General features: G+C 70.9%; 20 protein-coding genes and 1 pseudogene. 10 read left to right on the top strand and 11 right to left on the bottom strand.

The window, feature by feature from the left end; all coding sequences use genetic code 11:
• Positions 1 to 33 precede the first annotated feature (33 nt).
• Positions 34 to 831, top strand: coding sequence for an aldo/keto reductase (locus tag QE452_RS14740; RefSeq protein ID WP_309659496.1), 798 nt, complete (start codon positions 34 to 36; stop codon positions 829 to 831).
• A gap of 7 nt (positions 832 to 838) precedes the next feature.
• On the opposite strand, the gene QE452_RS14735 is transcribed toward QE452_RS14740, so the two are convergent.
• Both QE452_RS14735 and QE452_RS14730 read right to left on the bottom strand, forming a co-directional pair.
• Positions 839 to 1,387, bottom strand: coding sequence for a hypothetical protein (locus QE452_RS14735; protein WP_309659497.1), 549 nt, complete (start codon positions 1,385 to 1,387; stop codon positions 839 to 841).
• Positions 1,388 to 1,535: 148 nt separating this feature from the next.
• Entirely contained in the window at positions 1,536 to 2,945 is a 1,410-nt protein-coding gene (locus QE452_RS14730) for a UdgX family uracil-DNA binding protein (protein ID WP_309659498.1), read from the bottom strand.
• 116 nt (positions 2,946 to 3,061) lie between these two features.
• Here QE452_RS14730 and QE452_RS14725 point away from each other — a divergent pair, with 116 nt between their 5' ends.
• Positions 3,062 to 6,448, top strand: a complete 3,387-nt coding sequence (locus QE452_RS14725; protein WP_309659499.1) for an AAA family ATPase — start codon at positions 3,062 to 3,064, stop codon at positions 6,446 to 6,448.
• Positions 6,449 to 6,682: 234 nt separating this feature from the next.
• On the top strand, positions 6,683 to 7,933 hold the full coding sequence (locus tag QE452_RS14720) for a putative DNA modification/repair radical SAM protein (protein ID WP_309659500.1): 1,251 nt from the start codon (positions 6,683 to 6,685) through the stop codon (positions 7,931 to 7,933).
• 25 nt (positions 7,934 to 7,958) lie between these two features.
• On the opposite strand, the gene QE452_RS14715 is transcribed toward QE452_RS14720, so the two are convergent.
• The 4 genes from QE452_RS14715 to QE452_RS14700 all read right to left on the bottom strand — a co-directional run bounded on the left by QE452_RS14715 (position 7,959) and on the right by QE452_RS14700 (position 11,807).
• Entirely contained in the window at positions 7,959 to 9,704 is a 1,746-nt protein-coding gene (locus tag QE452_RS14715; protein ID WP_405052805.1) for a chloride channel protein, read from the bottom strand.
• Positions 9,705 to 9,801: 97 nt separating this feature from the next.
• A complete protein-coding gene (locus QE452_RS14710; RefSeq protein ID WP_309659502.1) occupies positions 9,802 to 10,545 on the bottom strand; it encodes a thioredoxin domain-containing protein in 744 nt (247 codons plus the stop codon).
• Between the two features lie 15 nt (positions 10,546 to 10,560).
• Positions 10,561 to 11,238: a thioredoxin domain-containing protein gene (locus QE452_RS14705; RefSeq protein ID WP_309659503.1), complete on the bottom strand. Its 678-nt coding sequence runs from the start codon at positions 11,236 to 11,238 to the stop codon at positions 10,561 to 10,563.
• Positions 11,238 to 11,807 (bottom strand): DciA family protein, encoded by a 570-nt coding sequence (locus tag QE452_RS14700; protein ID WP_309659504.1) that lies wholly within the window; start codon positions 11,805 to 11,807, stop codon positions 11,238 to 11,240. The genes QE452_RS14705 and QE452_RS14700 overlap by 1 nt, the downstream gene beginning before the upstream one ends.
• A 26-nt stretch (positions 11,808 to 11,833) precedes the next feature.
• Between QE452_RS14700 and QE452_RS14695 the strand changes: the two genes are divergently transcribed.
• From QE452_RS14695 to QE452_RS14680, 4 genes are all read left to right on the top strand, one after another.
• On the top strand, positions 11,834 to 12,895 hold the full coding sequence (locus QE452_RS14695) for an A/G-specific adenine glycosylase (RefSeq protein ID WP_309659505.1): 1,062 nt from the start codon (positions 11,834 to 11,836) through the stop codon (positions 12,893 to 12,895).
• Positions 12,896 to 12,900: 5 nt separating this feature from the next.
• Complete coding sequence (locus tag QE452_RS14690) at positions 12,901 to 14,199, top strand: serine hydrolase domain-containing protein (RefSeq protein WP_309659691.1); 1,299 nt, start codon at positions 12,901 to 12,903, stop codon at positions 14,197 to 14,199.
• Positions 14,196 to 15,047, top strand: coding sequence for an NAD(+) diphosphatase (gene nudC, locus QE452_RS14685; RefSeq protein ID WP_309659506.1), 852 nt, complete (start codon positions 14,196 to 14,198; stop codon positions 15,045 to 15,047). The genes QE452_RS14690 and nudC overlap by 4 nt, the downstream gene beginning before the upstream one ends.
• Before the next feature lie 75 nt (positions 15,048 to 15,122).
• Positions 15,123 to 15,803: a PEPxxWA-CTERM sorting domain-containing protein gene (locus QE452_RS14680; RefSeq protein WP_309659507.1), complete on the top strand. Its 681-nt coding sequence runs from the start codon at positions 15,123 to 15,125 to the stop codon at positions 15,801 to 15,803.
• Between the two features lie 30 nt (positions 15,804 to 15,833).
• Here the strand turns inward: QE452_RS14680 and QE452_RS14675 are convergent, their stop codons facing one another.
• The gene (locus QE452_RS14675; RefSeq protein WP_309659508.1) at positions 15,834 to 16,463 is read right to left on the bottom strand and encodes a DNA-3-methyladenine glycosylase 2 family protein; all 630 of its coding nucleotides are present in this window, start codon (positions 16,461 to 16,463) and stop codon (positions 15,834 to 15,836) included.
• Between the two features lie 60 nt (positions 16,464 to 16,523).
• On the opposite strand from QE452_RS14675, the gene QE452_RS14670 reads away from it, so the two are divergent.
• Positions 16,524 to 16,841: a 2Fe-2S iron-sulfur cluster-binding protein gene (locus tag QE452_RS14670; RefSeq protein ID WP_309659692.1), complete on the top strand. Its 318-nt coding sequence runs from the start codon at positions 16,524 to 16,526 to the stop codon at positions 16,839 to 16,841.
• Between the two features lie 19 nt (positions 16,842 to 16,860).
• On the opposite strand, the gene mgtE is transcribed toward QE452_RS14670, so the two are convergent.
• Both mgtE and QE452_RS14660 read right to left on the bottom strand, forming a co-directional pair.
• Positions 16,861 to 18,228: a magnesium transporter gene (gene mgtE, locus QE452_RS14665; RefSeq protein WP_125995950.1), complete on the bottom strand. Its 1,368-nt coding sequence runs from the start codon at positions 18,226 to 18,228 to the stop codon at positions 16,861 to 16,863.
• Positions 18,229 to 18,422: 194 nt separating this feature from the next.
• Complete coding sequence (locus QE452_RS14660) at positions 18,423 to 19,433, bottom strand: polyprenyl synthetase family protein (RefSeq protein ID WP_309659509.1); 1,011 nt, start codon at positions 19,431 to 19,433, stop codon at positions 18,423 to 18,425.
• A gap of 109 nt (positions 19,434 to 19,542) precedes the next feature.
• On the opposite strand from QE452_RS14660, the gene QE452_RS14655 reads away from it, so the two are divergent.
• Both QE452_RS14655 and QE452_RS14650 read left to right on the top strand, forming a co-directional pair.
• Positions 19,543 to 19,845, top strand: coding sequence for a chorismate mutase (locus QE452_RS14655; RefSeq protein WP_309659510.1), 303 nt, complete (start codon positions 19,543 to 19,545; stop codon positions 19,843 to 19,845).
• Positions 19,842 to 20,513, top strand: coding sequence for a thymidylate kinase (locus QE452_RS14650; protein WP_309659511.1), 672 nt, complete (start codon positions 19,842 to 19,844; stop codon positions 20,511 to 20,513). The genes QE452_RS14655 and QE452_RS14650 overlap by 4 nt, the downstream gene beginning before the upstream one ends.
• 30 nt (positions 20,514 to 20,543) lie before the next feature.
• Here the strand turns inward: QE452_RS14650 and QE452_RS14645 are convergent, their stop codons facing one another.
• Complete coding sequence (locus QE452_RS14645) at positions 20,544 to 21,482, bottom strand: cation diffusion facilitator family transporter (RefSeq protein ID WP_309659512.1); 939 nt, start codon at positions 21,480 to 21,482, stop codon at positions 20,544 to 20,546.
• 128 nt (positions 21,483 to 21,610) lie between these two features.
• Positions 21,611 to 21,721: pseudogene (locus QE452_RS19120) on the bottom strand (PEPxxWA-CTERM sorting domain-containing protein); the annotation flags it as partial.
• Positions 21,722 to 22,079 lie beyond the last annotated feature (358 nt).

Here is a 22,079-nt window from a genome sequence, read left to right as displayed (position 1 = left end):
AACTGGCCAGTGCGCCCGCGGGTTGGCGCGGGCATGACCGATCTGACCCTGAACGACGGCCGCGCCATGCCCCAATTGGGCATGGGCACGTGGCAGATTTCCGACTCCCAGGCGGCGGCCATCGTCCGCCAGGGCATCGACCTGGGCTATCGCCTGGTCGACACCGCCGCCATCTATCGCAACGAGCGTGGCGTCGGCGACGGCGTGAAGGCCAGCGACGTGTGGGTCACCACCAAATTGTGGAACGACCGGCAGGACGCGGCCGAGGCCGCGCTGGACGAGAGCCTGGCGCTGCTGGGGCGCGATTCGGTGGATCTCTACCTGATGCACTGGCCGGTGCCGGGGGCGGGGCAGTTCGTCGAGGCCTGGGCGGCGATGGTGCGCCTGCGCGACGCGGGCAAGGCGCTGTCGATCGGCGTGTCCAACTTCCTGCCCGAGCATCTCGACGCGATCGTCGCGGCGACCGGCGTCACCCCGGCGGTCAATCAGATCGAGCTGCACCCGACCTTCCAGCAGCGCGAGAACGTCGCCTATCATCAGGCGCATGGCATCGTGACGCAGAGCTGGAGCCCGATCGGTCAGGGCAAGGCGCTGCTCACCGACCCGCGCATCACCGCCATCGCCGATCGTCACCACCGGTCGGCGGCGCAGGTCGTGATCGCCTGGCATCTGGCCAAGGGCTATTCGGTGATCCCCAAGGCGTCGAGCGCCGAGCATCTGAGCGACAATCTGGCGGCGGCCGACTGGCAGTTGAGCGCGGACGACATCGCCGCGATCGACGAACTCGACACGCCGGACGGCCGGCTGGGGCCCGACCCGCGCGAGATGTGAACGCCCGTCAGGACGGGCGCGAGGGCGCGGCCGCCAGCGAATGGAGATAGCGGGCGCGTTCCTCGGACCCGGCGGGCAGGCGGCGCAGAGCGGCCGTCTCCGACCGGCGTAGTGCGAATCGGTGGTAGCCGCGCGAGACGAGGCAGTAATCGAGCACGGCTTGCAGTTGGTCGACCACGTCGCGATAGGCGGCGTGGCGGAACGTCTCGGTATAGGTGGAGGTGCGCAGCAGCGTCCGGTTGGGCGCCACCACGTTCATCACCGCGCGATAGCCGTCCGCGCCCCCCCGATAGTCCGGCGTGCCGGTCCGCGAGCCGGGAGTCAGGCCGGTGACGACGGCAGTGAGCTGCGCGTTGTTCAGCGCCGACAGGGCCGAGGCCGTCTGCGGCTTCATGCTCACATCCAGGCCATAGGTGCGGTTGGCGCAGTCCAGCGTATCCTGCCGATAGGCCTCGAACGAAACGCCGGCTTTGGCCCAGCTGATGTTCGCCGGCTTCGGCCCGGCCTGTGCCGGCATCGCCGCGCCCAGCGTGGCGCTGATGAAAAGAAGCGACAATGGCCGCATGTCACCTGCTCCCGATCGGGACCGGCAATGATGGTGCGGGGGCAGCCACGCCGGATTTCCCTTGGACGGTGATCAACGGGCCTGTCGCATCAAGGTTCAGGGGCCATGCCGACGGCTGTTCCGCAGCAGGCCGGTTGCCCTACGCCAAGGCCGCCGCCGCCAGCTTCAAATCCTCGACGAAGCGCGCATATTCCACCTCCGCCTGGGCCGGGTCGGGTAGGCGGAGCAGATAGCTGGGATGGATGGTGATCCAGGCCGATCCGCCATCCGCCAGCCGCAGCTCGCGGCCGCGCTCCTTGCCGATCGTCATCACCCGCCCGAACAGCGAGCGCGCCGCCGTCGCGCCCAGCGCCACGGTGACGCGCGGGCGGACCAGCATCTGCTCCTGCTCGACCCACCAGCGGCAGGCATCGATCTCGCCGGCGCCGGGCTTGGCGTGGATGCGGCGCTTGCCGCGCGGCTCGAACTTGAAATGCTTGACCGCATTGGTGACGTAGACGGTGGACCGGTCGATCGCCGCTTCCGCCAGCGCGCGGTCGAACATCTGTCCGGCGGGACCGACAAAGGGGCGGCCGGCCAGATCCTCCTGGTCGCCCGGCTGCTCGCCGACGAACATCAATGCGGCATCGACCGGCCCCTCGCCGAACACGGTCTGCGTTGCCGGCTTGTAGAGCGGGCAGCGGGTGCAGCCCGCCGCCTCCTCGCGCAGCGCCTCCCAGGCCAGCCGGCGATTGTCGCCGGTGATGCCGCGCCCTTCGGTCCGTGGGGCCGTCTCGATCATCTTCGCCTCCCGCGCCTGCGCGCCGGCCAGCAATTGCGGCACCAGCGCGGTTTCCGGCATGTTCTTCCAATATTTGCGCGGCATCTCCTTCAGCATCGCGCCGACCTTCAGCCGGGCGGGGTTGAAGATGCTGCTGTAATAGGTCTTCCACACCTCCTCGGTCGGGTCGCCGTCCGGCGCATCGGCCTTGGTCGCGGGCGGACCTTCGCTCAGCGACTGTCCGTCCCAGTGGAGCGACACCTCCGGCGTCAGGATCGACCAGCGCATCGAGGCGAAGCGATTGACGAAGAAGGCGGCGTTGGCGCGGACGATATGATGCTCCGGCTCGAACCAGGCGACGAAGCGCGGCGTGCCGTCCTCGTCCGCCACTTCGCGGAAGCGGAGGAAGGCGCGCATCTTGTGGATGTCGCGGCGCACCCCCTTGGCCAGCGTCTCCAACTTGCGGACCAGCGGGTCGGCCTGATCCTCGATCAGCCGCGGCTCGCGGCGCAGGCGGGTGAGCAACGTGTAGAGCAGCGAGAAGCGGGCGGGATCGTTCGCCATCACGACATGCCGGCCCAGGTCGAGGAACGCGCGCGGCACGGAGAAGCCGCCGGGCGCGGGACTGGCCGGCGCCGGGGTCGGTTCCGCGCTGCCGAACAGGTCGGTCGGTTGCGATCCCACCTGCCAGACGATCGCATCGGCGGGCACGTCGGCGGCGGCCAGATCGCGCGCGGCGGCGCGCCAGGCGTCGAAATCGTCGGGTTCGGGCAGGGTGACGACTCGCATCCGGGGCCTTTGCGCTTGCTGGTGCGGACAGAATCGCGCGCCGCGACGGGAGGTTGCAGTATCGCCGTGAAAGAAGCGGTCGACGGCCGGCGGCCGATGCGCCACATCCGCATCCCATGCGGATCACCCGCCTTCGCCTGGCCGGCTTCAAGAGCTTCGTCGAACCCGCCGATCTGGTGATCCGCGACGGGTTGACCGGCGTGGTCGGACCCAATGGCTGTGGCAAGTCGAACCTGCTGGAGGCGCTGCGCTGGGCGATGGGCGAGAACAGCGCCCGGTCGATGCGCGGGTCCGGCATGGAGGACGTGATCTTCGCCGGCACCGCGACGCGCCCGCCGCGCGACTTCGCCGAAGTATCGATCCTGGCCGAGGTCGACGGCCGCGAGACGGAGGTGGTGCGGCGGATCGAACGCGGCGCGGGCTCCGCCTATCGGATCGACGGGCGCGACGTGCGGGCGCGCGATGTCGGCCTGTTGTTCGCCGATGCCGCGACCGGTGCGCATTCGCCCGCTTTGGTCAGCCAGAACCGGATCGGCGCGGTGATCGCCGCCAAGCCGGCCGAGCGTCGCGCGATGCTGGAGGAAGCGGCCGGGATCGCCGGCCTGCACGTCCGCCGGCGCGAGGCGGAGTCGCGGTTGCGCCAGACCGAGGCCAATCTGGAGCGGCTCGACACGGTGCTCGCCGACCAGGCGGCGCGCGCCGCCGTGCTGCGGCGACAGGCGCGCGCCGCCGAACGCTATCGCCAGCTGTCCGACCGCATCCGGCTGGCGGAGGCGCGGATGATCTTCGCCCGCTGGCGCGCCGCCGCGGCCGAGGCGGACGCGGCCAAGGCGGCGGCGCGGGCCTGTACGGCGGCGGTGGAGGCGGCGGCGGCGGCGGAACAGTCCGACGCCGCGGCCCAGCGTCGCGCGGCGACCGAGGTGGCGGCGGCGCGCGGCGCGGCGCTGGCGGCGCGGGAGCGGGTGACGGAGGCGGCGCATGCGCTGGCGGCGCTGACCGGCGAACGGCAGACGGTCGAGCGCCGCATCGCCGATCTGGCGGCGGCGGCCATGCGATTGGCCGAGGACCGCGCGCGCGAGGGATCGCTGGCCGGCGATGCGGCGGCGGCGCTCGCCCGGCTGGCGGCGGAGGGGGAGGCGCTGGCCGCCGCCATCGCCGCTGGCGAGCAGGATGCGCCGCACCGGGTCGCCGCGCTGGAAGATGCGGAGCGGGCCGCGCGCGATGCCGAGGTGGCGCTGGCGCAGGGCATGAGCCGGCAGGCGGGCGAAGTGGCGGAGGCGCGGGTGGCGCGCGCCGCCAGCGAGGCCGCGGCGACCCGGCTGGCGCGCGTCGAGCGCGAGGCGGTCCAGGCGGCGGCGGCGCTGGCTGCCTTGCCCTTGCCCGCGCCGTTGACCGCGCAGCGCGAGGCGGCGGCCGAGCGTCGCGCGGCAGCGGGACTGGCGGCGGAGACGGCACGCGAGGCGCAGGCGGCGGCGGAGGCGGCCGAGCGGGCGGGCATGGCCGATCGCGATTCGGCGGAGACGGCGCGTGCGACCGCGCGGGCCGATCTGGCGGCGCTCGACAGCGAAGTGGCGGCGCTGGAGCGGGCGACCAGGCGCAGCGGCGGCGTCCGGCTGATCGACCAGCTGGTGCCGGCCCCCGGCTATGAGCGTGCCCTGGGCGCGGCGCTGGGCGACGATCTGGAATCCAGTCCCGATGTGTGGATGCCGATGGCGGTCGAGCCGGGTGATCCGGGGCCCGCGCCGGGTAGCGAGCCGCTGGCGGATCATGTCGCCGCGCCCCCGCTGCTCGCCCGCCGGTTGCGCCAGGTGCTGGTGGCGGCGACGGATGCCGGACAGGCGCTGGCGGTCGGGCAGCGGCTGGTGACGCGCGACGGGGCCTTGCGCCGCTGGGACGGCTATCGCGCCAGCGGGCAGGGCGCGACGGCGGCGGAACGGCTGGAACGGTTGAACCGGCTGACCAGGCTCCGCGACGCGCGTCCGGCGGCGGTCGAGGCGCTCGACCGGGCGACGACGGCGCGGGCGCAGGTGGACGCGGCGATCGAGGCCGCGCGGATCGCGGCGCGCACCGCCCGCGATGCGCTGGCGCGCGCCGAGCAGGCGATGCGCGAGGCGGGGCGGGCGGAGGACAGCGCCGCCGCCGCGCTCGATCGGCTCGCCGGGCAGCGCGCCGATTTGGACCAGCGTGCCGCGCGCATCGCCGGGGAGCGGGCGGAGGCGGCGGCGGAACAGGCGGCGGCCGAAACCACCGTCGCCGCCCTGCCGGACGGGCGCGCCATCGCCGCCGAGGTCGAGGCGCTGCGCCATACGGCCACGCAGCGGCGCATGGCGGTGATGGAGGCGCAGGCCGCGCGCCAGGCGCTCGACCGGCGGCTGGCGGCCGATCGCGAGCGGCTGGTCGCGGCACAGGCGGAGGCGCGCGACTGGCGCACCCGCGCGGGCGAGGCGGCGAAGCGGATCGTCGCGATGGATCACCGCGATGCCGAGATCGCCGCCGAAGCCGAGTCGCTCGCCGACCAGCCGGCCGCCCTGGCCGGACGGATCGCCACGCTGACCGCCACGCATGACGATGACCGCCGCGCGGCCGACCTGCTCGCCACCGCCGAGGCGACGGCGGAGGCGGCGCTCCACGCGGCGGAGGTGGCGCACCGCCAGGCGATCGACCGGCTGGGCACGGCGCGCGAGGCGCGGGCGGCGGCGACGGCGCGGGTGGAGAGCCAGGAGCAGCGCCGGGTCGAGATCGGTCGCCTGTCGGGTGAGCGTTTCCAATGCCCCGCCCCGGTGCTGCCCGAGCGACTTGGGTTCGCCGGCGCGGAGGTGGGCGATCCGGCGGCGGAGACCGCCATGCACGAGCGGCTGGTGCAGGAGCGCGAGCGGATCGGCCCGGTCAATCTGGTCGCCGAGCGCGAACTGGCCGAACTGGACGCGGCGGGGGCCAGCGCCGCGGCGGAACGCGTCGAACTGGGCGAGGCGGTGGCGGCGCTGCGCGGGTCGATCGCAACGCTGAACCGCGAGGGGCGGCAACGGCTGCGCGCCGCGTTCGAGGCGGTGGACGCGCATTTCCGGCGGCTGTTCGCGACCCTGTTCGATGGCGGCGCGGCGCATCTGGCGCTGGTCGACTCGGACGATCCGCTGGAGGCGGGGCTGGAGATATTGGCGCAGCCACCCGGCAAGCGGCTGCAATCGCTGACCCTGTTGTCGGGCGGCGAACAGGCGCTGACCGCCGTCGCGCTGATCTTCGCATTGTTCCTGACCAACCCCGCGCCGATCTGCGTGCTGGACGAGGTCGACGCGCCGCTGGACGATGCCAATATCGACCGGTTCTGCGGGCTGCTCGACCGCATGGTCCAGGATACCGATACGCGCTACCTGATCGTCACCCATAATGCGGTGACGATGAGCCGGATGCACCGCCTGTTCGGCGTGACGATGATCGAGCGCGGGGTCAGCCGGCTGGTCTCGGTCGATCTCCAGGCGGCGGAAACGCTGCTCGCCGCCGAATAGGATACATCCGGTTACACTTTCTCGCGCCACGGACATAGTTTCGCAACATCTGGCTGTCAGAAGGAGACGGTCGCCGCGGTTCTCCCCCTTTTGTCCGCGCGACACATTCCCTGAACTACGGGGCGGCCCCACGGGTCGCCCCCCTTTTTTCCGCCTTCCCCTGCGGTAAAGCAGGTTACCGGGCGGGCGGGTCGCGCCTTGCGACCGGGGGCGTCAGAACATATTTGGAACGGGATGGCGCAGCTCGACACCCGTGAAAAGCTGGCGATTCTCGCCGATGCCGCAAAGTATGACGCGTCCTGCGCGTCGTCCGGCACCGCCAAGCGCAACAGCCGCGACGGCAAGGGGCTGGGCTCGACCGAGGGAATGGGCATCTGCCATGCCTATGCGCCCGATGGCCGCTGCATCTCGTTGCTCAAGATCCTGCTGACCAACAGCTGCATCTTCGACTGCCATTATTGCATCAACCGCAAGTCGTCGAACGTCCGCCGCGCCCGCTTCTCCGCGCAGGAGGTGGTGAACCTCACCATCTCCTTCTACAAGCGCAACTATATCGAGGGGCTGTTCCTGTCCTCGGGGATCATCCGGTCGCCTAACTATACGATGGAACAGATGGTCGAGGTCGCGCGGTCGCTGCGCGAGGATCATCACTTCCGCGGCTATATCCATCTTAAGACCATTCCCGACGCCGATCCCGAGCTGATCCACCAGGCCGGGCTCCATGCCGACCGAGTCTCGATCAATGTCGAGCTGCCGACGGCGGGCGGGTTGAAGCGGCTCGCGCCCGAGAAGGACGGCGCCCGGATCGAGGGCGCGATGGCCGAGGTGAAGGGCGCGATCGCCGACCAGCGCGATGCGGGCAAGAAATATCGCAATGCGCCGAAATTCGCCCCGGCCGGGCAGTCGACCCAGATGATCGTCGGCGCGGATGCCGCGACCGATGGCGATATCGTGTTGCGCGCGTCGACGCTCTACGACCGGTTCGGCCTGCGCCGCGTCTATTATTCGGCGTTCAGCCCGATCCCCGACGCGTCGGCGGTGCTGCCGCTGCAACGGCCGCCGCTGATGCGCGAGCATCGCCTCTACCAGTCGGACTGGCTGATGCGTTTCTACGACTATCAGCCGCATGAGGTGGTCGCGGCGGCGGATGCGGAGACGGGCATGTTGCCGCTCGACATCGATCCCAAGCTGGCCTGGGCGCTCAAGTTCCGCGACCGTTTCCCGGTCGACGTCAACCGCGCCCCGCGCGAGGCCTTGCTGCGCGTGCCGGGCCTGGGGGTGAAGGCGGTCGACGCGATCCTGGCGAGCCGGCGCTGGCGGCGGCTGCGGCTGGACGATGTCGCGCGGCTGACCGTGTCGATCGCCAAGCTGCGCCCGTTCCTGATCGCCGAGGACTGGCGGCCGGTGTCGCTGGCCGAGCGTGAGGATCTGAAGCCGCTGGTCGCGCCGAAGAAGAAGCAGCAGCTGGAATTGTTCGCGGCATAGCCGGGCGGACCGGCCGGGCGGGGCGTCAGGCCTCGCCGAACAGTTCGCGCTGGCTCTTCTCCACCTCCTCGCCATAGCGGCGGCGGACATGCGCCTCGGTCACCAGGCCCAGCACATTGCCCTGATCGTCGACCACCGCCAGTTCCTCGCGCCGGGTCGCGTCGAACAGCGCCATGACGGCCCGGATGTCCATGTCCGGTCGCAGGACCTGGTCGCGCCCCTGCGCCAGGTCGATGACCGGCCGGTCCGCGCCGACCATGCCGTCATGCACCGCGACCGGGTCGACGATGCCCGCATAATGGTCGGTGGCGTCGAGCAGGATGACGCGCTTGGTCGCCCCCAGCGGAAAGCGGCGGCGGAATTCGGCGACGGTGGCGCTGCCGGCGATCATGTTCGGCTGACGCCGCATCATCCGCCCCGCCGTCAGCGACTTGACCCATCCCACGTCGCGCAGGCTGCGGATCGTCTCCCCGCGCAGGTGCAGCCGCCAGGTGGAGAAGGAATAGCCGAAGAACTGCCGCACGATCGTCGAGGACACCAGCGACGCGGCCAGCACCGCGCCGGTCAGGCTGAAATTGCCGGTCGCCTCCAGCACCAGCATCGTCATCGTGAACGGTGCGCCGATCACCGCCACCGCCAGTGCGGCCATGCCGACCATCGCGGCATTGCCTGCGTCCAGGACCTCCACGCCGGCGATCGCCGCGAGCGCGTCGGCATAGAAATGCCCGACCAGCGTCCCCAGGAACAGGGAGGCGAAGAACAGGCCGCCGCGAAAGCCGAAGCCCAGCGACACGATCGACGCCAGCGCCTTGGTCGCCAGCAGCGTCGCGACGACCGCCAGCGGCAGCGCCTGGACCAGATCGATATGCAAGGCGCTATGCCCGGCGGACAGCACCTGTGGCGAGATCGCCGCCAGCCCCGCCATCAGCACGCCGCCGACGATCGGCCGCGACCAGCCGGGCAGATGCGCGCGCGTGCGCGCCTCGGTCGCCCCGACCATGCGCATCAGCGCGATGCCGATCGCCGCGCACAGCACGCCGAGCGACCCGTAGACGAGATAGCCGAAGGTCTGGATCGCCGGACCCCGACCGACATCGACGATATAGGGAACGACACCCAGACGCTGGGCAACCTGCGCGCCGGCCAGCGACGCCGCGACGACCGGGGCGATCGTGGCGGGCGTATAGGCGCCGATCACCACCTCGAACGCGTAGAAGGCGCCCGCCAGCGGCGCGCCGAACGCCGCCGCGATCGCGCCGCCCGCGCCGGCCCCGACCAGCGTGCGGATGTCGATCCGCCGCAACCGCAGCCACCGCCCGGCCAGCGAGGCGATCAGGCCGCCGAGCTGTGCATAGGCCGCCTCCAGCCCCACCGACGCGCCGAAGCCGTTCGACAGGATGGTCTGCCCCGACACGATGGCGCTGTCGCGGCTGGACAGCACGCCGCCATGCAGCGCATTGGCCTCCACCGTGTCGACCAGCGCCCGGCGCTGCGCCCCGACCAGCCGGTTGAACCCGACCAGCACGCATCCGCCGACGGGCAGGATCAGCAACTGCCACCAGGCGAGCTGGGGCATGCCGCTCAGCCGCATCGGGCCGGGCATCCGGTAGAGAAGATGCTGCACCGTCCGCGCCAGCGCGCCTTGCAGGACGGTGAGGAGGCCCGCGCCCATGCCGATGACGACCGCGACCAGCACGAACAGCAATTCGGTGGCGCGGACGCGCGCGCCAAAGGCGTGCAGGCGCGCCGCCCAATGGGAGGGCGCACCGATGCTCACGCGCGCGCCGCGCCGTGCGGACGATGTCGGGTCGAGGTCATGGCGTCGGGCGTCGGCCCTGCCGCACGGGCGGCAGGACCGGATGGGTCGATCAGGCTCCCGCGCGCTTCAGCGCCTTTTCGACATCGGCCCAGCCGAAGCCCTCGACCTTGGTGCCGTTGACGATCACGGTCGGCGTGCCGGTGACGGTGCCGTCCGCGCCCTTGTCCTGGGTCTGCTTGGTCAGCGCGTCGATCCGGGTCATGTCGGACAGGCACTGGCGCGCCTTCGCCTCGGGGATGCCGCGCTGCTTGGCGAAGTCGATGATCCCCATCTGCTCGCCCAGCATCCGGATCGCGTCCTGCGGCTTGGCCGCCTGGATCTGGTCCTGCACCGGCTTGGGCAGCGCCTGCAACTTGTCGAGGAAGGCGTTCTGGTTGGCGTACATCTGCTCCAGCATCGGGAAGAAGGGGGCAGGGCCGCCGCAACCGCCGATCAGCGCCGGCGGCAGGTCCGACGCCCCGTGGATCAGGAACTCGCGGAATTCGAAGCTGATCTTGCCCGGCGCGACATAGTTCTTCATCAGCGGCGCGAAGCCCTCGGTCGCCAGCGCGCGGCAGGCCGGGCACAGGCGCGAGCCATATTCCACCACCTTGATCGGCGCATTGGGGTTGCCGACGACATAGCCCTCGGGCGTCTTCGACACGACGTCGGTCCATTGCTTGCCGGCGGGCGGCGCGGTGGCGGCGACGGGGGCTGCGGGCGCGCTGTCATTACCCGAGCCGCTCTGGCCCGAACAGGCGGAGAGCGCGGCGGCCGCGAGAAGGGGGGCGAGAAGAAGGGGCGCGAACTTCATGATGGCTCCTGGCATTTACTTGGCGCCGGCGGCGCGAAGGGCGGGTTCCAGCTGGACCCAGGTGGCGTTGGGGATCAGCTTGCCGTTGATGTAGAAACTGGGCGTGCCGGTCACCTCGGCCGGGACGGCATTGCTCAGCGCCAGCAGCCGGTCGACCGCCTTCTGGTCGGCGAAACAGGCGTTGATCGCGCCGGGGGTCAGCCCGCGCGCGGTCAGGATCGCAGTCAGCCCGGCCCCATCGGCCAGCTGGCGCACCGCGACCAGATTGGGCAGCTTCTCCAGCCGCTCGGCATTGGCCTGGGCATAGTCCGCGCCCTTCTTGAACCACTGGTCCTGCGCGGCGAACACCGCCCGGTGCGCGCCCGCGAAGCCGCGCGGCCCGGCGCAGCGCGTCAGGATCGCCGCGCCCAGGTCGAGCGGGTCGCGGACCAGGTGGCGCACCTCCAGACTGGTCGAGCCCGAGCGGATCATGCGGTTCGCCAGCACCGGCTCCGACTCGGCGCTGAAATGCGCGCAATGCGGGCAGGTATAGCTGGCCCATTCGCGCAGCTTCACCCTGGCGGCGGGATTGCCGATCACATAGGCGCCGTCTGCGTTCATCGTCGCGGTCGCCGGCCAGTTACGCACCGGCGCGGCACCGGCGAGCGTCAGGGGCAGGGCGAGCAAGGCAAGCGCAACGGGCAACAGACGCATCAGGACACCCTTGGTAGGCCCCGGGTCGCGGCGACTCCGGCGGCAAGCGATTCGAGCACGGCACGCAATTCGGGATCGGCGATCGCCTTCAGCCCCTCGCCCATCTCCACCGGCACGGCGCGCGGCTGGAGCGAGGCGGGGGCGCGGCGCGGCACGGGCGCGGCGATCTCGCCCTGGCGGATCGTCACCCTAGCGATGGCGGCATAGCCGAAGAAGCGGTTCACCCGCTCGACGATCTCGGGAATGACATGCTGCATCATCGGCGCATGCGCGCCGCGCACGCACAGGGTCAGCGTGCCGTCCTGCTTCTGCCCGACGGGGAAGCGGATCGATTCGGGCATCGAGGCGCGGGCGAGTCGCTCGCCGACGATCTCCGGCCAGCGGCTGACGATCGAGGACTGGACGAAGCCGAAGCGGCGGAACGCCGCGCCGCCGATCGCGGGCAGCAGTTCGGACACCGCGCGCGAGCGGTTGGACCGTTCGGCCTCCGGCCTGGCCTTTATGGCCTTGGGAGGCTTGGCGGTTTTCGGGGGACTTCCGGCCGGGGGCGTGCCGGGATGCTTGCTCATGGCGTGTCCCATGCCATAGGCGGGCGGTGAACGCCAAGCGCTCTTCGATCGCCGACCGGTTGCTCGACTGGTATGATGCCCATGCCCGCGACCTGCCGTGGCGCGCGAAACCGGGCGAGACGCCCGACCCTTATCGCGTCTGGCTGTCGGAGGTGATGCTCCAGCAGACGACGGTCGCGGCGGTCGCCCCGCGCTTCCGCGAATGGACCGAGCGCTGGCCCAGCGTCGAGGCGCTGGCCGCCGCGCCGGACGAGGCGATCATGGCCGCCTGGGCGGGGCTCGGCTATTATGCCCGCGCCCGCAACTTGGTGAAGGCGGCGCGGGCGGTGGCGGCGGCGGGCGGGTTCCCGCGCACCGAGGCGGGGCTGCTCGGACTGCCGGGGCTGGGCGCCTATACGGCGGCGGCGGTGGCGTCGATCGCGTTCGGCGAACGGGCGGTGGTGGTCGACGCCAATGTCGAGCGGGTGGTGGCGCGGCTGTTCGCGATCGAAACGCCGCTGCCGGCGGCGCGGCCGGCGATCCGGGTGGCGACCGACCGGAGCACCCCGGACGCGCGCGCCGGCGACTTCGCGCAAGCGATGATGGACCTGGGCGCGACGCTCTGCACCGTGCGCAAGCCGCGCTGCCTGCTCTGCCCGTTGCGCGAATCCTGCGAGGCCTTTGCGGCGGGCGATCCCGCGCGCCTGCCGGTCAAGGCCGCGAAGAAGGCCAAGCCGCGCCGCCAGGGCACGATCTTCTGGCTGGAACGGCGGGAGGGCGCGCGCTCGGTCTGGCTGGTGCGGCGGCCCGACAGGGGCCTGCTCGGCGGGATGCGCGCGCTGCCGACCGGCCCTTGGACCGACCCGGCGCCCGCGCTGGCGGAGGCGCCCGCCGCGATCAACTGGCGGATGCTGGGGGGCAAGGTCGAACATGGCTTCACCCATTTCGACCTGACACTGGCGCTTGCGGTCGGACGCGGCGAGGCGCAGGGCGCAGGCGAATGGTGGCCGGTCGCCGACCTCGCCGCCGCCGGCCTGCCGACGCTGTTCGCCAAGGCGGCGCAGGCGGTCATGGCGGCGGAGGCCTTGGACGATGGGAGCATGACGTGACCAGGATGATCCGCCTGCTTCCCCTGTGGCTGACGCTCGCTGCGCCGGCGGTGGCACAGACCCCGCCGGTCACCCAGGACCCGGCCCGGCCGCTGCTCGCCGATACGCAGGCCCTGTTCGATTCCTATGTCCGCGAGGGTCGGATGCCGGGGATCGTCGGCGCGTTCGGGCGCGGCGACTCGGCCACCCTGTTCGTGACCGCGGGGCGGATCGCCGATACGTCCGCTGCGCCCGCCGCCGGTCCGGACACACTCTGGCGCATCTATTCGATGACCAAGCCGATCACCGGAATGGCGGTGATGAAGCTGGTCGAGGAGGGGCGGATCGGCCTCGACGATCCGGTGGCGAAGTACATCCCGGCCTTCGCGAAGATGCGCGTCCTGACCCATCCCGACACCAGCCTCGAGTCGGTGCCGGCCAGGCGGGCGATCACCATCCGCCACTTGCTGACCCATACATCGGGACTGGGCTATTCGATCAACGCGCATGGGCCGCTGCTGCGCGAATATGAGCGGCTGGGCCTGGTGCCGCTGGCGATCAACGCGACGGCCGAGGCCAAGATGCGCGCGACCCGCCCCGCGACGCTCGCCGAATTCGCCGACCGGGTCGCGACCGTGCCGCTGATCGCCGAGCCGGGCACGCGCTGGCGCTATTCGATCGGGTTCGACGTGCTGGGCCGGGTGATCGAGGTGGCGAGCGGGATGCCGTTCGACCGCTTCCTCCAGACCCGCTTCTTCACGCCGCTGAAGATGGACTCGACCGTCTTCACCGTGCCGGCCGGGGATGCCGGCCGGCTGGCGACCAATTACGCCGTGATCGGTGCGACGCTGGCACCGCTCGATCCCGGCCGGACCTCGGTGTTCCTGACGCCTCCCAGCTTCCCCTATGGCGGGGCCGGCCTCGTCTCCTCGGCGCGCGATTACGACCGCTTCCTCCACATGCTCCAGAATGGCGGCACGCTGGACGGCGTGCGGGTGATGAAGGCGGAGACGGTGCGGCTCGCCCTGTCCAACCTGCTGCCGGCGGGCGTCGTCTTCGGCGGCGCGGGCATGGTCGCCGGCGACAGGCCGGGCGCGGCCCAGGGCTTCGGCGCGGGCGGATCGGTGCGGTTGACCGACGAAGCCAGAGGGCCGCGCAAGGGCGCATTCGGCTGGGCCGGGGCGGCGGGATCGATCGGCTGGGTCGATCCGACCCGGGGAATCAGAGGAACGGTGATGGTCAATATCATGGGCGGCGACGTGCCGCTGGCGGAACAGGTCGGCGCGGCGTTGCTCCGCGATGCCAAGCGGTTGCACGGCGAATGATCGGCTTCACCGGCGGTCTGCTCGACCGCGCCGATCCGATCCGCCACGATCCGGCCCGCTTCGCGGCGGCGATGGCCGATCCGCGCGCGCGATTGCTGGTCCTGGACGATTACGCCCCCGCGATGGACGGCGGGCGGCTCGGCTGGACGACGCTGGGCGACCGGGCGGCGGAGCCGCTGGTGCTGCTCGGGCTGGACGAGGCGGGTGTGCCGCATTTCGCCGCGATCACCGGCCGGCCCGCGCGGGGCCGTTCGTTCGAGATGATCGCCGCGCTCCACGCGCTGGTGGCGGGCGAGGCGGCGACCTATGCGGCGGCGCGCTCGGTGCTCGACTGGCATGCGCGCCATGGCTTCTGCGCGGTCTGCGGCCATGCCACCGCACCGTTCCGCGCCGGCTGGGGACGGCATTGCCCGCATTGCGGGACGGAGCATTTCCCGCGCGTCGACCCGGTCGTCATCATGATCGCCGAGCATGACGGCCGCGCGCTGCTCGGCCGCCAGCCCGCCTTTCCGCCCGGCCGCTATTCGGCGCTGGCCGGCTTCCTGGAACCGGGCGAATCGATCGAGGAGGCGGTGGCGCGCGAAGTGGCGGAGGAGGCGGGCATCGCCGTCACCGATGTCCGCTATGTCGCCAGCCAGCCCTGGCCCTTCCCGTCATCGCTGATGATCGCCTGCATCGCCACCGCCACCAGCGACCGGCTGGCGATCGACACGACCGAGCTGGAGGACGCGATCTGGGTTCCCCGCGCGGTCGTGCGGGCGGTGCTGGCGGGCGCGCCCGGTCCGTTCGTGCCGCCGCCGCCCTATGCGATCGCGCATAGCCTGCTGACCCGCTGGGCGGCGGAATAGCCAATCGTTCCAGATGGGTAACAGGTACTTAACCTTTCCCCGGCATTAACGGCTCCAGCAACACGGGAGTCGGACATGACGAATTTCAAGCCATGGGCGATCGCCGCCATCGGTGCGGCGGCGATGATCGCGCCCGCGACGGCGCAGGCCGCCACCATCTTCACCGATCGCGCGCAGTTCGTCGGTCTGGCCGGCACGCCGGCCTACACCACCGATTTCTCCGGCGGCACCGCGCCGCTGATGATCTTCCAGGTGTCGGGCGAGAACGGCGAGAATGTCGATCAGATCGCACCGGTGACCGGTTTCGATGCCGGCACGATCGGCAGCGTCGATGGCTCCGCCTTCGTCCAAGTGCTGGCGGATATGGCGGTCACCACGGTCTTCAGCTTCACCTCGACCACCCAGGCACTCGGCTTCGACCTGCGTCCCTATTTCTTGGGCACGAACAACGATGCGGGCGAAACCGTCGGCTTCCTGACCGACACGGGCGAGATGGGCAGCTTCACGCTGAGCAGCCTGAACGAGGCCGGCTTCCTGGGCTTCAGCTTCGATACGCCGATCGAGGCACTGGGCTTCTACCGCCTCGACAATGGGGGCGGCGCGGATGCCAGCACCGCCTTCGGCATCGACAATGTCATCGGCTATGCCACCGCCGTGCCCGAGCCGTCGAGCTGGGCGATGATGCTGGTCGGCTTCGCGATGCTGGGCGCCTGCGCCCGCTATCGCCGCCGCCACGCCACCGTCGCCTTTGGCTGAACCGCATCCCCCGGCGCGCCGCCTGCCCGATCAGACGGGGGCGGCGTCCGGGCCGGCGCCATAATGGTGCCAGGTGAAGATCGCCAGCGCGCCGCGATGCGGCCGCCACGCCTCCGCCAGCGACCGGGTCAGCGCCTCGCTCGGCCGTGCGTCATGGCCCAGGATTCGGCCGATCTCGATCTGCACCGCCAGGTCGCCCGCCGGCCAGATATCCGGTCGCCCCTCCGCGAACAGCAGATAGACCTCGGCCGACCAGCGGCCGATCCCCTTTACCCGGACCAGCGCCGCGATTGCCGCCTCGTCATCCTGGGGCAGGTTGGCGAGATCGAGCCGGCCGCTCGTCACCTCATCCGCCAGGCTGCGCGCATAGCCGCTCTTCTGCCGCGACAGGCCGGCGGCGCGAAGGTCTTCGTCGCTGGCCGCCATCACCCGCGCCGGGTCGCCGGCATCGCCCAGCATTTCGTCCAGCCGCCGCCACACCGCATTGGCGGAGGCGACGCTGACCTGTTGCCCGACGATCGTGCGCAGCAGCGTCGCATAGCCGCGCTCGCGGATCCGCGGTTCCGGATAGCCGATGCGCGCCAGCGCCGCCGCGATCGCCGGCTCGACCGCGCCCAGCGCGTCCAGTCCGGTGCGAAGCTGCTCGGCGCTCAGCCCCATGACGCTTGATCGCTGGCGATGCGGACGCCATGACGGCGGCGAAGATCTGGAGACTGCATGATGCCCACGCTTATCGTCACGACGCGCGAAGGGGAAGAACGCGAACTGGTTGGCGAATCGGGCCTTTCGGTGATGGAGGTGATCCGCGACGGCGGCATCGACGAGCTGCTGGCGCTGTGCGGCGGCTGCTGTTCGTGCGCGACCTGCCACGTCCATGTCGACCCCGCTTTCACCGACCGCCTGCCCAAGATGAGCATGGACGAGGACGACCTGCTCGATTCGACCAGCGACCGCGACGCCACCTCGCGCCTGTCCTGCCAGATCCCCTTCACCGATGCGCTCGACGGCCTGCGCATCCGCATCGCGGCGGAGGACTGATTACCCCCGGCACGGCACGCTACAGCAGCGTGCCGTGCAGGATGACCAGCGCGATCGAGAAATAGATCACCAGCCCCGTGACATCGACCAGCGTCGCGACGAACGGCGCGGAGGCGCTGGCGGGGTCGAAGCCCAGCCGTTGCAGCGCGAAGGGCAGCATCGATCCGGCCAGCGAGCCGAAGGTGACGATGCCGATCAGCCCGGCTCCCACCGTCGCGGCGATCAGCGGCCAGTGCGGCCCGTAGTCATAGAATCCCAGCCCCTGCCACAGCGCGATCCGCGCCATGCCGACCAGCCCAAGGATCGCGCCCAGCACCAGCCCGGTCGGCAGTTCGCGGAACGCCACGCGCCACCAGTCGCGCAGGCGCACCTGATGCAGCGCCAGCGCGCGGATGATGAGCGAGGTCGCCTGGCTGCCGCTATTGCCGCCCGAGCTCATGATGAGGGGGATGAACAGGGTCAGCACGATCGCGCGTTCCAGCTCGCTTTCGAAATGCTGCATCGCGCTGGCGGTCAGCATCTCCGACAGGAACAGCGCGCACAGCCAGCCGGCGCGCTTGCGGATCATCGCGACGAAGCCGGTGTCGAGATAGGGGCGGCCGAGCGCGGCGACGCCGCCGAACCGCTCGCTATCCTCGGTCGCCTCGGCGACGATCACGTCGAGCACGTCGTCGACCGTGACGATGCCGAGCAGCCGGCGATGCGCGTCCACCACCGGCACCGCCAGCAGGTCGTGCCGCGCGATCTGGCGCGCCACGTCCTCGCGGTCCGCATCGGGCGCGATCGTCACCGGATCGGGCGGGGCGAGGTCGTGGACGATCGAATCGGGCTCGGCCGCGATCAGCCGGCGCAGCGACAGCGCGCCGGTCAGCCGGCCGGCGGGGTCGAGCAGGTAGAGCGCATAGATGGTCTCGCGGCTGCGCTCGACGGTGCGGATATGGTCCAGCGCCTGGGCGACGGTGATCCCCTCCGCCACGGCGACGAACTCGGTCGTCATCAGCCCGCCCGCGCTGTCGGTCGGCCAGGCCAGCAACCGGCGCAGCGACTGGCGGACCGGCGGCGGCAGCAGCGCCAGCACCGCCTCCGCATCGCCGGGCGGCAGGTCGGCGAGCAGGTCGGCGGCGCGATCCTCGGCCATGGCGGCGATCAGCGTCGCGCTCTCGGCGAAGGACAGGGCGGCGAGCGTGCGTGCCGCGCCATGATATTCGGGCTGTTCCAGCACCCGCACCGCATCGGCGGGGTCGAGCGTGCGCAGCATGGCGGCGGCGGCCTGCGGCGTCTCGCGGCTCAGATGCTCGGCGATATCGGCCGGATAGGGGGCCGGACCGTTCGCCGCCTGGAGAAAGGCAATGCCGGCCCGCGCGCCGGCGATGGGATCGTTCGTCATCGTCTCAACCTCGCCACCGCACGATCCGCAGGCGGGCGAGCCGGACGAAAGCTACCGGGCGACCACCGAGGAGCGTGCGGCTCTACTGGAACTGTCGCTGGACATGTTCTCGCTTCCGAAACGGAGTGACCGTCACTCCGAAGCCGGCCTCTGGTCCCCCGGGCCGGCTCTGTCAACCGGCGGGGCGGGATCGATCAATAGGCGCGGGCGACCGCGAACTCGACCGCCTCGATCATCGCATCCTTGGCGCGACCGTCGGCGAAGCCGGCGATCGAATCGATCGCGCGCTGGCCGTAATGGCGGGCGCGGGCCAGCGTGTCGTCGACCGCGCGCGTCTGGCGGATCAGGGTGACGGCATGGGCGAAGTCGGCATCGGTGTCGCGCCGCCCCTCGACCGCGTCCTTCCAGAACTTGCGGTCCTCGGCCGATCCGCGCGCATGCGCCAGGATGACGGGCAGCGTCATCTTGCCCTCGCGGAAATCGTCGCCGGCATCCTTGCCCATCGTGCCCGCATCCGAGACATAGTCGATCGCGTCGTCGACCAGCTGGAAGGCGATGCCGAGATTGCGGCCATAGGCGTCGAGCGCCATCTCCTCCGCCTCCGACCGTTCCGCCACCACCGCCGCGATGCGGCAGGCGGCGGCGAACAGCGCCGCGGTCTTGGCGCCGATGATGTCGAGATAGCGATCCTCGCCCAGGTCGACGCGCCGCGCGGCGGTCAGCTGGTTGACCTCGCCCTCCGCGATCACGGCGGAGGCGTTGGACAGGATCTTCAGCACCTTCAGGTTGCCGTCCTCGACCATCAGCTCGAACGAACGGCTGAACAGGAAGTCGCCGACCAGCACGCTGGCGGGATTGCCCCAGATGATGTTGGCGGTACGCCGGCCGCGGCGCAGGTCCGACCCGTCGACCACGTCGTCGTGCAGCAGCGTCGCGGTATGGATGAACTCCACCGAGGCGGCGAGGCGGTGGTGGCGGGTGCCGGTATAGCCGATCAGCTGCGCGCTCGCGAGCGTCAGCATCGGCCGCATCCGCTTGCCGCCGCCCGCGATCAGGTGGCCGGCCAGCTCCGGGATCAGCGGAATGTCGGACTGCATCCGGCCGACGATCACCGCGTTGACGGCGTCCATGTCGCTGGCGACGAGCTGCAGCATCGGCTCCAGCGAGGGGGCCGTGGTCTTGAGGCGGTGGACGGTCGCGGTCATCCCCGCCCAAGTGGCCGTCCGCGCGCACGAACGCAAGTTTTACCGTCACACGAAAAACATGGAATCCGGAGGTCACATATCGCAAAGGGCGGCGGAAGGAGCCCGAGCCATGAACCCAGCCCCGACCCCGTCCACCAGCGACGATGTGCTGAGCGGATATCGCCAGTCGATCGACAATATCGACGCGGCGCTGGTGTGCATGCTGGCGGAGCGGTTCCGCGTCACCCAGGCGGTCGGCGTCTACAAGGCGGAAAAGGGCCTGCCCCCCGCCGATCCGGCGCGCGAGGAACGGCAGATCGCCCGGCTCCGCCGCCTGGCCGAAGAAGCGCAGCTCGACCCGGAATTCTCCGAGAAGTTCCTGCGCTTCATCATCGACGAGGTGATCCGCCACCACGCCCGGATGCAGTCATGACCGGCTTCCTGCTGGCGATCGAGGGCGGCGACGGCGCGGGCAAGGCGACCACGGCGGCGGAGATCGTCGCGCTGGCGCGGGATGCCGGGCGCAGCGCCACCCTCCTGTCCTTTCCCCGCTATGCCGACACGATCGGCGGCCATGTGCTGGGCGACTATCTGGCCGGGCGGCTGCCCCATGCCGCCTCGCCGCGCGCGGCGGCGGTGCTGTACGCGCTCGACCGGTTCGAGTCGGCGGCGGCGATCGCCACGGCGGCGGCGGCGCACGACCTGGTGGTGTTCGACCGCTATATCGCCTCCAACATGGCCTATCAGGCGGCGCAGGTGCCGGCCGAGGAGGCGCCCGCGCTGATGGACTGGATCGCGCGGCTGGAGGTCGAGCAGTTCGGCCTGCCGCGCCCCGACCTGTCGATCTATCTCGACACGCCCGCCGATGTCGCGCGCGACCTGATCCGCCGCAAGCGCCAGCGCAGCTATACCGATGCGACCTTCGACGCCTATGAGGCGGACCAGGCGCTGCAACAGCGGGTGCGCGCCAATTATGCGGCGATGGTGGCGGGCGGCGATGCGCTGATCGGCCGCTGGGCGACGCTGCCGACGATGACGGACGGTGCGCTGCGCCCGCCCCGCGAGATCGCGGACGCGGCGCTGGCGCTGGCGGAGGGCTGACGCGTCAGCAGCCGGTGAACTGATGACGCCTTAGCAGACGTGGTGGTGGCGGACCGCGTCGCCGGATTCGACCTGCAGCGTCGCGTGGCCGATCCCGAACCGGTCGTGCAGCAGCTCGTGCACCCCGTCGAGGAACGCGTCGCCGGGATGGCCGGCCGGCATCACCAGATGCGCGGTCAGGATCGGCTCGGTGGTCGACATCGGCCAGATATGCAGGTCGTGCACCGCCGTCACGCCGTCGAGTTCGAGCAGCGCCGCCTGGACCCGGTCGTAATCAATGCCGCGCGGCACGGCGGCCAGCGACATCTCCACCGTCTCGCGCAACAGGCCCCAGGTCTGCCAGAAGATCAGCGCGGCGATGACGATGCTGACCAGCGGGTCGATCCAGCCGATCCCGGTCCACCAGATCACCACGCCCGCCACGACAACGCCGGCCGAGACCGCCGCGTCGGCCAGCATGTGCAGATAGGCGCCCCGGATATTGACGTCGCCATGCCGCCCGCCCGCGAACAGCCAGGCGGTGACCGCATTGACCACGATGCCGAGCCCCGCGACCGCCGACACGGTCAGGCCGGCAAGCGGCGGCGGCGCGTTGAACCGCTGCGCCGCCTCCAGCACGATCGCGCCCAGCGCGATCATCAGCAGCAGGGCGTTGGCCAGCGCCGCCAGGATCGTCGATCCCTTCAGCCCATAGGTGAAGCGCTTGGTGGGCCGTGTCCGCGCCAGCGTCGCCCCGCCCCAGGCGACGGCCAGCCCCAGCACGTCGGACAGGTTGTGCCCCGCATCGGCCAGCAGCGCGACCGATCCGGTCCACAGGCCCGCTGTCGCCTCGCCCACGACATAGAGGATGTTGATGGTGATGCCGATCGCGAAGGCGCGGTCGAAATTGGCGGGGGCGTGCGAATGGCCATGGCCATGGGCGTGCCCATGGCCGTGATCATGCCCGTGGTGATGATGGTGTCCGCTCACGCCCGTCTCTTATCGTGGAAAGCGGTGCGGCGAAACTGTCCGCTCCGTCATCCGGGCGTCATCATCACGGACCGAAACGCCGCCGCTCCGGGGAGCGGCGGCGTCGTTCCATGCGGAGGAGAGACGGATCAGGCGATCGCAGCCCGGGTCGTGCGGCGGCGATAGCGCGCCGACGCGCCGAGCATGGCGAAGCCGACCATCATCATCGCCCAGGTGGCGGGTTCCGGGACGGCGGCGATCGGCGTGTCGGAGAACTGCACCTCGCCCAGCGCATAGCGATAATCGCCACCCGCACCGTTCACGACCACGCGCGTGGCCTGGACACCGGAGAAATCGGCCTTGAAGCTCTGCATCGCGCCCAGGGTCGGAGGCGGGAAGCGGAAGAAGTGAACGAGGCTGGCACCATTGTAGAAGGACAGCTCGTAATAGTCATTGCCATCCGCGATCATGTTCACCGAACCCACATTGGTCAGACCGGCGAAGCTGAAGGTGAACTTGGTGTTGTATCCGTTTACGTAAGGACCGAACCGCGTCGATTGCGGTGCATCCCATTCGCTCCATACGGGCGGAAACACGCCGTCATTGGCAAGATTGTAA

The organism is Sphingomonas sp. SORGH_AS_0438 (assembly GCF_031453475.1).
Taxonomy (GTDB): Bacteria; Pseudomonadota; Alphaproteobacteria; order Sphingomonadales; family Sphingomonadaceae; genus Sphingomonas.
The sequence above is the reverse complement of the archived record's forward strand: the minus strand, read 5'-3'. Positions and strand labels throughout refer to the sequence as shown.

Coding starts and splice junctions, on each gene's coding strand:
- QE452_RS14690 (WP_309659691.1), top strand. CDS start 12,901: ATGATCCGCCTGCTTCCCCTGTGGCTGACGCTCGCTGCGCCGGCGGTG.
- QE452_RS14675 (WP_309659508.1), bottom strand. CDS start 16,463: ATGGGGCTGAGCGCCGAGCAGCTTCGCACCGGACTGGACGCGCTGGGC.
- nudC (WP_309659506.1), top strand. CDS start 14,196: ATGATCGGCTTCACCGGCGGTCTGCTCGACCGCGCCGATCCGATCCGC.
- QE452_RS14725 (WP_309659499.1), top strand. CDS start 3,062: ATGCGGATCACCCGCCTTCGCCTGGCCGGCTTCAAGAGCTTCGTCGAA.
- QE452_RS14650 (WP_309659511.1), top strand. CDS start 19,842: ATGACCGGCTTCCTGCTGGCGATCGAGGGCGGCGACGGCGCGGGCAAG.
- QE452_RS14705 (WP_309659503.1), bottom strand. CDS start 11,238: ATGCGTCTGTTGCCCGTTGCGCTTGCCTTGCTCGCCCTGCCCCTGACG.
- QE452_RS14740 (WP_309659496.1), top strand. CDS start 34: ATGACCGATCTGACCCTGAACGACGGCCGCGCCATGCCCCAATTGGGC.
- QE452_RS14660 (WP_309659509.1), bottom strand. CDS start 19,433: ATGACCGCGACCGTCCACCGCCTCAAGACCACGGCCCCCTCGCTGGAG.
- QE452_RS14700 (WP_309659504.1), bottom strand. CDS start 11,807: ATGAGCAAGCATCCCGGCACGCCCCCGGCCGGAAGTCCCCCGAAAACC.
- QE452_RS14680 (WP_309659507.1), top strand. CDS start 15,123: ATGACGAATTTCAAGCCATGGGCGATCGCCGCCATCGGTGCGGCGGCG.
- QE452_RS14655 (WP_309659510.1), top strand. CDS start 19,543: ATGAACCCAGCCCCGACCCCGTCCACCAGCGACGATGTGCTGAGCGGA.
- QE452_RS14730 (WP_309659498.1), bottom strand. CDS start 2,945: ATGCGAGTCGTCACCCTGCCCGAACCCGACGATTTCGACGCCTGGCGC.
- QE452_RS14720 (WP_309659500.1), top strand. CDS start 6,683: ATGGCGCAGCTCGACACCCGTGAAAAGCTGGCGATTCTCGCCGATGCC.
- QE452_RS14710 (WP_309659502.1), bottom strand. CDS start 10,545: ATGAAGTTCGCGCCCCTTCTTCTCGCCCCCCTTCTCGCGGCCGCCGCG.
- mgtE (WP_125995950.1), bottom strand. CDS start 18,228: ATGACGAACGATCCCATCGCCGGCGCGCGGGCCGGCATTGCCTTTCTC.
- QE452_RS14670 (WP_309659692.1), top strand. CDS start 16,524: ATGCCCACGCTTATCGTCACGACGCGCGAAGGGGAAGAACGCGAACTG.